At 47.8% G+C, this 13,654-nt stretch carries 1 protein-coding gene; it reads left to right on the top strand.

Annotated features, from left to right (window positions below; translation table 11 throughout):
* On the top strand, positions 1-13,635 hold a 13,635-nt coding region (locus FKV70_RS07100), incomplete at its 5' end, for an SDR family NAD(P)-dependent oxidoreductase (protein ID WP_142612252.1).
* Positions 13,636-13,654: the final 19 nt, after the last annotated feature.

Below are 13,654 nucleotides of genomic sequence, written 5' to 3'. Positions count from 1 at the left end.
ACCATCAGCTATATCGAAGCGCACGGAACTGGCACAGAATTGGGAGATCCTATTGAAGTGACTGGTCTGACTCAGGCCTTCCGGAAAGATACGGAGGATAAGGGATTTTGCGCCGTGGGCTCTGTGAAGTCCAACATCGGACATTTGGAGGCAGCGGCGGGCATCGCAGGGATTGGGAAAATTGTCCTGCAGATGAAAAACCGGACGCTGGTTCCCAGCCTGCACGCCCAGGAACTGAATCCGAACATTCCTTTTGAGCAGACGCCGTTCGTCGTCCAGCAGGAGCTGGAGGAATGGAAGCGACCGGTAGTTGAGCTTGGTGGAGGGACACGGGAATACCCGAGGATGGCGGGGATTTCATCGTTTGGAGCAGGAGGCGCCAATGCCCATGTCATCATCGAGGAGTACGTCCCGGAAGAGAAGGCACCAATCCGTGTGACAGCTCACAACCCCGTTATTGTCGTGTTGTCGGCCAAAAATGAGGAACGGCTGAGACAGCAGGTCGAGAGATTATTGTCCGTGATCAGAAAAGGAGAGATCACAGAAAGCAATCTGGCTGATGCAGCCTACACGCTCCAGGTAGGACGTGAAGCGATGGAAGAACGCCTGGCGGTAATTGCCGAATCGATGCCAGCGCTGGTGGAAAAGCTGAAAGGATTCCTGGAAGGCCAGGAGGGAATTTCCGAGCTGTACCAAGGTCAGGTCAAACGAAACAAAGAGGCGCTGACCGCACTGGTAGAAGATGAAGATATGGAAAAAACGATCGCTGCCTGGATCGGAAAACGGAAATATGCGAAGATAGTGGATCTTTGGGTAAAGGGACTGGCGATGAATTGGAGCATGCTTTATGGAGATGCCAAGCCGCAGAGAATAAGCCTGCCAGCCTATCCTTTTGCAAAGGAACGGTATTGGATCACGGATATTACGATCCCATCCGTGGAAAGAATTCCAATGGAGTCTCAGGAAAAAGTAGTTCATGTTCAGTCTCAAGTGATGGAGCCTGCTCTTTCTGAAGTTCTAATGCGATCCGATTTTTCGAGTAGCTCTGAAAAACCAAATGGGATTTCCTTACGGAATTTAACGGACAGTCAGCCGCAACTTAGTAAGTCTGCCACCCACCAGGGGACACCGATTATTTTAACTTCTCCGGAAGGGAGAATGCGTGCTGCAAAGAATGACAAAAAGAAGAAAGAACAGGTGATAACTGCTCCTGTCCTATCTGTATCGTCAGAAATATTGCAGGAGGAGCTGGCAACAAGTCTGGCGCAAGCTTTATATATAGATCGGGACGAGATCGATGAGGATAAAAACTTTGTTGATCTTGGATTGGATTCCATTATAGGCGTAGAGTGGATTCGAAACATTAATAAACACTACTACACATCTATAACAGCGACAAAAGTCTACGATTATCCAACCATACGGGAGTTCAGTAGATTTTTAGAAAAGGAATTGGGCAATCGTGTGACCGAGATAAGCGTGCCGTCTTCTACTGTGTCTATTACGGATCAGGCGACTGCAAAGCATTCACCGCTGCTCGTATCATTGGAATCGGATAAGCAGGCAGAGGCCTCACTTCAGATTCAGTTGATGCCGATATCGGCTGAAAAGCAGCAGCCACAATCCGGCACGATTCCGTCTGGTGTCTCTACAGAGCAATTACGGGAAGAACTGACGACCAGTCTGGCCGAAGCCTTGTACATGGAACGAAACGAGATTGAGGCAGATAGAAACTTTATAGATATCGGATTGGATTCCATTATAGGCGTAGAATGGATTCGAAACCTGAATAAGCGCTACGGCACATCTATTGCAGCTACCAAAGTCTACGACTATCCGACTATTCTGCAATTTACCGAGTTTTTGGCACAAGAAATCAATAAACATGGGGGCAAGAGAAGCTTAGTACAGCAGCCCTTGGACACAGTCTCAGACACGGACAAACCTATAGCAGAAGTCCATTTACCACGAACAGACACGATCCAATGTTCTCCAGCGCAGTTGCCCAAGGCGAAAATGGTGTCATTGCGCCGGGCAGAAGCAGAAGAGAAATCATTGCCCGTGACTTCGGAAAATCAAGAGGCAATTGCAATTGTCGGGATTTCGGGAAGATATCCTGGTGCTGAAGATGTACAGCAATATTGGGAAAATCTCGCTCAAGGCCAAAACTCCATTGTTGAAATTCCAAAGGACCGTTGGGACGTAGATCCTTTGTATGATCCGCGTCCGGCGCAAGAGGGGAAGATAAATTGCAAGTGGCTGGGTGCCTTGAAGGACATAGAATATTTTGACCCGTTATTTTTTAATATATCGCCTACCGAGGCAGAAGGCATGGACCCGCAGCAACGCATCTTTTTGCAGGAGGCCTATAAAGCCTTTGAGGATGCAGGTTATAGCGGCTCGCAGTTGGCAAATAAAAAATGCGGGGTTTATCTTGGCATTTTAAATAATGAGTATAGTATGATGTGCTACAAGCATAAAGCACAATTCAGCAATACTACCGGGAACAGCAACGCTATTGCAGCGGCTCGTATTTCCTATTTCCTTAATCTGAAAGGACCTGCCATATCTGTGGACACGGCATGCTCCTCATCGTTGGTAGCGACTCACCTTGCTTGCCAGGCTTTATCAAATAAAGAGATTGAAATGGCGTTAGTCGGTGGTGTGTCGTTGTACCTGACTCCTGAATCCTATGTAGGTATGTCTGCATCCGGAATGTTGTCACCAGATGGTCAGTGTAAGACATTTGACAATAGTGCCAACGGCTTTGTTCCAGGCGAAGGAGCAGGGGTGCTGGTTCTGAAGCGGCTAAAGGATGCGGAAGCTGACCGGGATCACATATACGGAGTTATTATCGGAACTGGGATCAACCAGGATGGAAAAACCAATGGAATTACTGCTCCAAGCGCGAACAGCCAAATGGAGCTTGAGCAGGAGATATACAATAAGTATCAGATTGAGCCCGAAAGCATTAGCTATGTTGAAATGCATGGGACAGGCACCAAGTTGGGCGATCCTATTGAATTAGAGGCTTTATCCACAGCTTTTAAAGAACAAACAGATCAGAAAAACTTCTGCGCCATAGGCTCGGTAAAGAGCAATATCGGGCATACTTCGGCAGCAGCAGGCGTAGCAAGCATGCAAAAAGTGTTGTTATGCATGAAGTATAAGAAGCTGGTACCGACATTGAATTTCAAGAACCCGAATGAGCATTTTGATTTTGATGATTCTCCATTTTATGTAAATACACAATTGAAGGACTGGGAACCTTCTAATGGGAGCAAAAGGCGTGCCGCTGTGAGCTCTTTTGGTTTTAGTGGTACCAATGCCCATCTTATTATTGAAGAGTATCGTCCAGAGGTTGCAATTTCACCAGCAGACGACGAATCACATAGTCCCGTTCTTTTCGTATTGTCTGCCAAAAATGAGAAGCAATTAGTAACCTATGCCGAAAATTTAAGAAACTTTATTGCATCTCAGCCAAATCTTAGCCTGACAGATATGGGGTATACGCTGCAAGTAAGCCGTGAGCCGATGAACCACCGTCTGGCTTTTGTGGCAGGTTCAAAAGAGAATGTGCTAAAAGCGCTGGATGGATTGATTCATCATCATCTGCCAGCTGGAGTCCTGACGGGTCAGGTGAAAAAGAACAAGGACGGGATCGTACTCTTTGAGGCAGATGAAGATGCCAGATCCTTGCTTGAAACCTGGATCAAGAAGAGAAAATTAGAAAAAATTGCAGAGCTGTGGGTACAGGGTCTAACGATGGACTGGAACAAGCTGTATGGGGACATCAGGCCTCGCCGAATGAGTCTGCCAACCTATCCTTTTGCAAAGGAACGGTGCTGGGCGCCCGAGCTAGACAATAAGGCAGGCAGGGGCCCAGCTTCTGTTATGGGTGCTGCACTTCATCCTTTGCTGCACCAAAACACCTCCGATTTTTCGGAGCAGCGGTTCAGCTCGACTTTTACTGGTCAGGAGTTTTTCCTGAAAGATCATGTGGTGAATGGGCAAAGGGTGCTGTCCGGGGCTGCAACTCTTGAAATGGCCCGGGCAGCAGTGGAGCAGTCACTAGGGGCTGATGAGGGCGACCTGGTCGGAATGTGCCTTAAAAACGTGGTTTGGGCACGACCTATTGCCCTAGAGAATGAACCAATACAGCTGCATATCGGGCTTTTCCAGCATGAAGATCAAGAGATTTCGTATGAAATTTATGGAAATCACGGAGCCGATGATACAGAGCTTATGTTATATAGCTACGGCAATGCGGTACGAAGATCGGCGGTAGAGGTCCCTGCATTGAATATTAAAGATTTGCAGGATATATGCAGTAGAAGCTTCTATCCGACAGCATTGTATAGCGTTTTCAGAGATTTGGGAATTGATTATGGCCCTGGGCATCAGGGGATTGAGATGGTATATGCGGGAGAAGGTCAGGTGCTGGCGAAGCTATCTTTGCCCTCCTCAGTCTCTGACACTCAAAGCCAATTTATCCTCCATCCAAGCATGATCGATTCCGCTTTGCAGGCATCCATAGGCTTGACGCTGGGCTCTCGCGAGATTAAGCCCGCTCTGCCGTATGCCATTCAGGAAGTTGAAATTATAAAAAATTGCAGCTCCATCATGTGGGCGCTGATTCGATACCATATAGATGGTAAAACAGGAGATAAGGCACAGAAACTAGATATTGACCTGAGCGACGAAACCGGAGAGATCTGTGTGAGGATCAAGGGCTATTCTTCAAGAATTTTGGATATAGACTCCATTCCCACAGACGCGCAGTCCAATTCTGGTACCTTGATGCTTGAACCCGTGTGGAAAGAGCAGGGAGTTACCATAGATGGTGATTTACCTGTATATGATCGCCATGTCGTGATCCTTTGCCAGCCGTCCAGGATTTCCTGTGAACAAGTAGAAGCTCAAATAAGCGGCGCACAATGCATATTTTTGCAACCTGATCAGAACAGAATTGGGGAACAGTTTCAGCATTACGCCGTTCAGATACTTGAGCTAATACAAAGAATTTTTAGAGAAAAAAACCATGGCAAGGTGTTAATCCAGATTGTCACTAACGACCAGGAGGGGCAGCAGCTTGTATCAGGGCTCTCAGGTCTTTTAAAAACCTCCAGAATAGAACATCCAAAACTGGTGGGGCAGTTGATAGAACTTGAGCAGGTTGAGGCCCCGAGTACAATCATAAATATTTTAAAAGAAAACAGCTGGAGTCCTGGAGACATCCAGATCCGGTATGGGAAAGGCAAACGATGGATTTCTAGCTGGAACGAGATTTCGTTTTCTCCGGAAACAGCGGACATTCCGTGGAAGGAGAACGGAGTATATCTCATTACCGGTGGTGCCGGTGGCTTGGGACTTATTTTTGCCAAAGAAATTGTAAATAAAGTACAAAATGTCGCGTTGATTTTAACGGGCCGTTCCGCACTAGATGAGGACAAGCAGGCAGAGATAAAGAAATTGGGGTCATTAGGAGCACGAATAGCATATAAGCAGGCCGATGTGACCCGGGAGCAGGCGGTGGCTGGTTTAATTCAGGTAATAGAGGAAGAATTCGGAAGCCTGAATGGCATCATTCATAGTGCAGGAGTCATTCGTGACAATCGCATACTCCAAAAAAATAGCGGGGAAATGCTGGAGGTTCTTGCACCCAAAGTTCTAGGGGTAGTGAACTTGGATCAGGCGAGCAAGCACCTGCCTCTTGACTTCTTTATTCTGTTTTCGTCAGTAGCCGGAGGGCTGGGCAATCAGGGACAGGCAGACTATTCTACCGCCAACGCGTTTATGGATGCATACGCCAGATACCGGAACACATTGACAGGATCGCAGCAACGCCAGGGGCAAACGATATCCATCAATTGGCCACTATGGAAAGAAGGCGGGATGCATATTGATGAGGAGACAGAGAAGCTGGTAAAACAGCAAACAGGCATGGGCAGTATTTCAACTTCTTCCGGCATTCAGGCTTTGTACCGTGCCATGCTTACGGGTGCTGATCAGGTTATGGTGATGGAAGGCAATCTCGAAAAAATGAAAAAAATAGTAGGCTTAATAACGAATCCCGAAACCAAACAGCTTGAAAAGGCGGTGAGTACTTCAGCAAGTATTTCAGCAATTTCCGCCACTGAACGGGATGTCGCATCAGACCTGCTGGACAAGGTGCGAACCGCCATGATGCAGGCGGTATCGAAATTGCTGAAAGTCAAACTTGAAGATATTGACGCCTATGTAGAACTGAGTGAGTATGGCTTTGATTCCATTTTGCTCACGCAATTTACCAACAACATCAATCACTTGTACCGACTTGATCTGACCCCAGCTGTATTCTTTGAATACACTACGCTTCATGACTTCTGCAGGTATTTGGTGGACGAATATGCCATCGTGCTTGGAGAGCAGTTTATCGTGCAGACCCGGACTGAGCCTGCCGTGCAGAATGAAGAGAGCGGTAGAGAAGACGGTATACGCAGTAGACGCCAGCGTTCCCGATTTTCAAACGAGAACATGCTAGCTATGCCGCAACAGACCCCGGCCGGTTCTGAACCTATTGCAATTGTAGGCATAAGCGGCGTATTTCCCATGGCCCGGGATGTGAATGAATTTTGGGAAAATCTTGAGGAAGGCAGGGACTGTATCACTGAAATACCTGAAGATCGCTGGGATTGGAAGGCGTATTACGGTGACCCTGCGGATGAGACCAATAAAACAAACATCAAGTGGGGCGGGTTTATTGACGGGATTTATGAGTTTGACCCTTTATTTTTTGGAATTTCACCGAGGGAAGCCGCACTCATGGACCCGCAGCAGCGCCTGTTAATGACCTATATTTGGAAGGCGATTGAAGATGCGGGCATCCAGGCAGGGACACTGTCAGGAAGCCGTACAGGTATCTTTGCAGGCACTGCGAACAGCGGCTACAGCGGAATGATCTATCAGGGAAATGTGGGTGTTGAGGCGTATTCCTCCAGCGGCATGGCGCCGTCGGTGGGACCTAATCGTATGAGCTATTTCCTCAATATTCATGGTCCGAGCGAGCCTGTCGAAACGGCATGCTCCAGTGCGTTGGTGGCCATTCACCGGGCAGTAAAGGCTATAGAAGATGGAAGCTGTGAAATGGCAATTGCAGGTGGTGTCAATGTGATTATCACCCCAGAGCTTCATATTAGCTTCAACAAAGCGGGGATGCTGTGTGAGGACGGTCGATGCAAAACCTTCTCTGATCAGGCCAACGGTTACGTGCGCGGTGAAGGGGCAGGCATGCTTTTCCTGAAAAAGCTGAAGGACGCAGAAAAGGCTGGAGACCATATTTACGGCGTAATCCGGGGCACTGCTATCAATCACGGAGGCCGGGCCAATTCCCTGACAGCACCCAATCCGAGGGCACAGGCGGATTTGCTGGTAAATGCATATACAAAAGCCGGTATCGACCCAAGAACAGTTTCTTACATGGAGGCCCATGGTACAGGCACCGAACTGGGCGATCCAATTGAAATTAACGGACTTAAAACAGCCTTTAAAGAGCTTTATGAGACTATAAAAGGACCTGGGATCAAAGAGCCCCATTGTGGTCTAGGTTCCGTGAAGACTAATATCGGACATCTGGAATTGGCTGCCGGGATCGCTGGTGTCGTCAAAGTACTGCTTCAGATGAAGCATAAAAAGCTTGTTAAAAGCCTTCATTGCAATGCAATGAATCCCTATATCAAACTTGAAGACAGTCCTTTCTATATCGTTCAGGAGACGAGGGAATGGAAACAGCAGCAAGATGCTTCTGGAAATAATATTCCTCGGAGAGCCGGGGTCAGCTCTTTTGGATTTGGCGGTGTCAATGCCCATTTGATCATCGAGGAATATGTTCCGGGAAATCAGGAGAAGGAGCCGGTTACCTTCAGTGCCCAAAAGCCGGCTATTGTTGTGCTGTCAGCCAAGACTGAAACACAGTTGCAAGATCAGGCCCGGCAATTGCTAGCTGCAATCCGGGAGCGTCAGTTCACAGATAATAGTCTGGGAGATATAGTGTATACCCTGCAGGCGGGACGCGATGCGATGGAGGAACGTTTGGCCTTCACTGCAGCTTCTCTTTCCGAGCTTGAGGAGAAGCTGAGTGGTTTTGTGGAGGGCCGAGAAGGTATTCATAGCTTATATGTTGGGCAGGCCAAGCGCTATAGAGAAGAAAATAGAGACCGGGAAACACAACAGGGTGCGGCCGAGATGATGGAGGCACTGGTTAATGAAAACAACTATGTCCAAATCGCACAGCTTTGGGTAAGAGGCGAGGTCTTTAACTGGGACGTGCTGTACGAAAAGAATAAGCCGAACCGTATTAGCCTGCCTACCTATCCTTTTGCCAGAGAACGATATTGCATAACGGATACCAATAAGCTGAGGGGAGCAAACGGTGTTGGACTGAGGCAGGAGACATCCACCATCCTTCATCCTTTGCTTCAGCGAAATACGTCCGATATTTATGGCCTTCAGTTCAGCTCCACATTTACGGGGAGAGAATTTTTCCTCGCAGACCATGTGATCAAGGGGCAAAAGCTTTTGCCCGGAGTGGCTTACCTTGAAATGGCGCGAGCGGCAGTAGAGGAAGTCGCTTCTCCGGAAGAAAATCGGATTTGTGTTCGTCTAAAAGATGTATTATGGCTCCGGCCTATGGTAGCTGAAGAACGGCCGATTGCTATAAATATTGGGCTTTATCCGCAAGATGGTGGAGAAATTGCCTATGAAATCTACAGCAAGTCTGAATCAGCGGATACAGAGCTAGTTGTGCATAGCGAGGGCAGTGCAGCGATTGCTCCGTTGGCTGAGATTCCTGTCATAGATATTGAAGCCTTGCTGGAGCAGTGCAATCTGGGTACCTATTCATCCCAGCAATGTTATGAGGCGTTTGCGGCGATGCAGGTTTCCTATGGGCCGGGACATCAAGGAATTGAAAAGATATACACTGGCGTGGATCAGGTACTTGCCAAGTTGTCCTTGCCTACTTCTGCTTACAAGACCATGGGACAGTTTGTGATGCATCCTAGCTTGATGGATTCTGCTTTGCAAGCGTCCATAGGCCTGATGATGGACACATACGGCACTGCCATGTCCGATGGAACAGTTTCTATGAAGCCGGCTTTACCGTTTGCAGTGGAAGAGCTTGAGGTGTTTAGTGGCTGCACATCGGAGATGTGGGCTTGGGTCCGTGATCGTGAAGGCAGTAGACAGGATAGTCCAGTGCAGAAGCTGGATATTGATTTGTGCGACATGCAGGGGAATGTTTGTGTAAGCATGAAGGGCTTCTCATCACGAATTGCAGAAAGAGGAACAGGGGGACCAGAGGAATTGACGACGCCTGAGACTTTGATGCTTGAGCCTGTATGGGAAGAACAAGTCCTTTTCCCGAGAGCCACAGCACCTGAATATCGGCAGCATTTGGTCATTCTATGTGAACCAGCACATATTTCCAGGGAAATGATCGAATCACAAATGAGAGGGGTACATTGTCTCATCCTGCAATCCGAAGAGGAGAGCGTGGATGCACGGTTTGGAACTTACGCATCTCAGGTGTTTGAGCAAATTCAACAGGTGCTTAAAGCCCAATCCAAAGACAAAACATTGATTCAGCTTGTCATTCCAGTACAGGATCACAGACAGGTATTCTCGGGACTTTACGGGCTCTTACAAACAGCACAGCTTGAGAATCCCACACTGGTGGGTCAACTGATCGAAGTGGATGTGGAGGAAGATGCAGCAGCAGGTATTATAAATATCCTGCAAGAAAATAGCCGTAACTCCATGGATACACAGGTCCGCTATCAGTGGGGCAGACGATATGCTGCCGCATGGACGGAGATCCAATCCTCGCGGGAAGGGGGCCGAATTCCATGGAAGGACTCAGGGATATATTTGATTACCGGAGGAATAGGTAGTCTTGGTTTGATGCTGGCAGAAGAAATGGCACGACAAACCAAAGATGCCGTTTTAATTCTCGTTGGACGATCTGCACTCCGTGGTCACACCAAAGCAAGAATTGAGGAAATAGAGGCCCTAGGAGCAAGAGTTGTATTTCGGCAGGCCGATGTCGCCGATAACAGAGCGGTTGAGGATTTAATCGGGGATATTCAGGAAGAGTTTGGGAAGCTGGATGGAATTGTTCATGCCGCAGGAGTGACCTGCGATAATTTCATTATTAAAAAAACAGAAGAGGAATTGCAGAAAGTATTGGCGCCAAAAGTTGCAGGATTGATCAATCTAGATCAGGCCTGCAAGGATATTCCGCTGGACTTTTTCGTCCTGTATTCATCTGTTGCAGGCAGCCTGGGGAATGTAGGACAGGCTGACTATGCTGCTGGCAATGCCTTTATGGATGCTTATGCCAGCTATCGCAATACACTTGTAGAACAGAAGCAACGTCAGGGACAGACGCTTTCTATCAATTGGCCGCTGTGGAAGGAAGGCGGAATGCATATTGATAGAGAAACGAAACAAATCATGGAGGAAATGGGGTTGTTCGCTATGGAGACTGGTACAGGAATGCGAGCTTTGTACCAGAGTCTGGCTTCTGGAAAAGATCAAGTCATGGTATTGGAAGGACGCGCCAATCAGCTCAGAGAAACGCTCCTGCAACAGCCATCCCTGAATCATGCTGGAGATACCCCCTCTATGATCATGGAGAGCAGAAAGGACTCAGGAATCGGACAAGAACTGCTTGCCGAAAAAGCGGTAAATTATTTAAAGCAACTGCTTGCTGCATCGATCAGACTGCCAGCAAGGCAGATTGAAGCCGATGCCCCCATGGAGAAGTATGGAATTGATTCCATTATGATCAGACAGCTGACACGTGAACTGGAGAAAACATTCGGAATGCTACCTAAAACGTTGTTTTTTGAATACCAGAGTATCCGAGAGCTAACCCAATATTTTCTTGAAGTTCACCAGAAGCGGCTGATTCAGTTGCTTGGAATGGAGGAAGAGGTCAACGCCGTCCAAGCGTTTACGTCTTCCACTGTGAAAGAGCACCCGGGAAGGCCGCTTTCCAGCAGCCGAAGACCAGCTCGTGAAATGCCGGCTCAGGCAAAATTGCTGGATCAGAAAAAATTCCAGCCGCAACTGGAAACGGCAAGAGGTACTGGTGATATTGCCATCATCGGCTTGTCAGGAATGTATCCTGAGGCGGAGAATGTTAGGGAATTCTGGAACAATCTGCGTAATGGAAAGGATTGCATTACGGAAATTCCCAAAGAGCGCTGGGATCACAGCATACACTATGACGAGGAAGGGGACAAGTCTGGAAAAGCTTACAGCAAGTGGGGAGGCTTTATCAAAGGCGTAGATCAATTTGATCCGAAATTTTTTAATATCTCTCCTAGAGAAGCAGAAATTATTGATCCACAGGAGCGCTTGTTCCTGAAATGCGTCTATGAAACGATTGAGGATGCAGGCTATACCCGAGAAGGGCTTGGAGTGGAAAGGAATGTAGGCGTTTTTGTCGGAGTTATGTACGAAGAATATCAACTTTACGGGGCGCAGGAGCAGGCTAGAGGCAAAATGATTGCCGTTCCAGGGAATCCGGCCTCCATTGCAAATCGTGTTTCTTATTTCTGTAATTTCCACGGACCGAGCATGGCTGTGGATACGATGTGCTCATCCTCTTTGACGACTATACATCTAGCCTGTCAGAGCTTACAGCAAGACGAGTGTGAGCTGGCCATTGCCGGCGGCGTCAATGTCTCCATTCATCCGAACAAATACCTGATGCTTGGACAAGGGAGGTTCGTATCAAGCAAGGGGCGGTGCGAAAGCTTCGGAGAAGGTGGAGATGGATATGTGCCAGGTGAAGGTGTAGGAGCCGTGTTGCTCAAACCGCTGACCAAAGCAATTACAGACGGCGACCACATATACGGGGTTATCAAGGGAACCGCTGTGAACCACGGTGGGAAGACAAATGGTTTTTCAGTTCCGAATCCTAAGGCGCAGGCCAGTGTAATTGGAAGAGTCTTTAAGAAAGCTGGAATTAACCCCAGAACAATCAGTTACATTGAAGCACACGGCACCGGGACATCTTTAGGTGATCCTATTGAGATCGCTGGTTTGCAAAAGGTTTTCAGGGAATATACGGAAGACACGCAGTTCTGCGCCATTGGATCGGCAAAATCCAATATAGGGCATTGTGAGAGTGCGGCTGGGATTGCTGGAGTGACTAAGGTGCTCCTTCAGCTCAAATATGGGCAAATCGCACCTTCGCTGCATTCAAACATACTCAACCCGAACATCGACTTTAGCAATAGCCCTTTTATAGTTCAGCAGGAGCTTGAAGAGTGGAAAAGACCGGTCGTCACTATAAATGGGAAGACCGTTGAATACCCAAGAATTGCAGGCATTTCTTCTTTCGGCGCCGGAGGCTCCAACGCACATGTGCTGATTGAGGAATACATCCCTGAGGTGCAGGAGACTACACAAGCTGCGATGATATCGCAAAGCCCGTCCATGGTTGTGCTGTCAGCCAAAAATCAAGAACGATTGTACGAGCAGGTGGAAAGATTGCTTTTTGCACTCAGAACGCCTGAATACACGGAAGCCAGTTTGGAGGATATAGCATTTACCCTTCAAGTGGGACGTGAAGCTATGGAGGAACGGTTAGCGGTCATAGCTAAGTCTACGAGGGAACTTGAAGGAAAGCTGGAGGGCTTCCTGGCAGGGAATGAGGATATCGACGGACTCTATTTGGGTCAAGCTAAGAAGAATAAAGATATCCTGACTGTTCTTGAAGCAGACGAGGATATGGGACAACTGGTAGATATCTGGATAAGCAAGGGCAAGTATACAAAGCTGGCAGAGCTTTGGGTTCAGGGCCTGTTATTCGATTGGAACAGACTTTACGGAAATGTCAAACCTCATCGGATCAGTCTGCCAACCTATCCTTTTGCCCAGGAAAGCTATTGGATCCCTATGTTCGGAAGCCAGCCTAAAGAAGTCAAGACGGTGCCTCCTCTAGTTGAGATTCCGGCACGAGAGCCTGTGTTTAGCCCTCCTGCTGTCAACACTAATGTACAGGTACAGACAGTAGCGAAAGTACCTGAAAAACCGCAGGGTATTTTGCTGCGCTCAGTCTCTGACATCGAGAAGATAGACGATACACCAAAAAAGGCAGCCAAGCCCGCAGAATTGACACCTGCTGCACCGCAACCTAAAACCATCATTTCCTCACCGCAGCCTGCTATCCAGGATGAGGTCAAACGGTCTGCAAATGGACCCATGGCTATACGGGTGGATGCATTGGAGAAGGAACTAATTGAAAGTCTTGCGAAATCTTTGAGCATGGACAAAAGGGATATTGGCCGGGATGATAAATTTATCGATATGGGATTGGATTCAATTATAGGCGTAGAGTGGGTACAGGACGTAAATAAACGGTTTGGAACTGCTATTTCAGCAACCAGAGTATATGACTATCCTAACATCGAAGAATTTTCCAGATATTTAGCAAAGGAATTGAGCAAATCGGCGGAAGCTTCAAATCAAGTGCCTGTAGAGTCAACTTCTACGCAGCCCATGCAATCCTTGATCCAGAAGGTACTGCAAGGTGAATTAAATGTTGAGCAGGCCGATCAGTTGTTCAAGCAATTACATTCGTAAATTGCCGATACGATATTCG

Origin of the sequence: Paenibacillus ottowii, assembly GCF_006874425.1 — a bacterium.
Lineage (GTDB): Bacteria > Bacillota > Bacilli > Paenibacillales > Paenibacillaceae > Paenibacillus > Paenibacillus ottowii.
The sequence above is the reverse complement of the archived record's forward strand: the minus strand, read 5'-3'. Positions and strand labels throughout refer to the sequence as shown.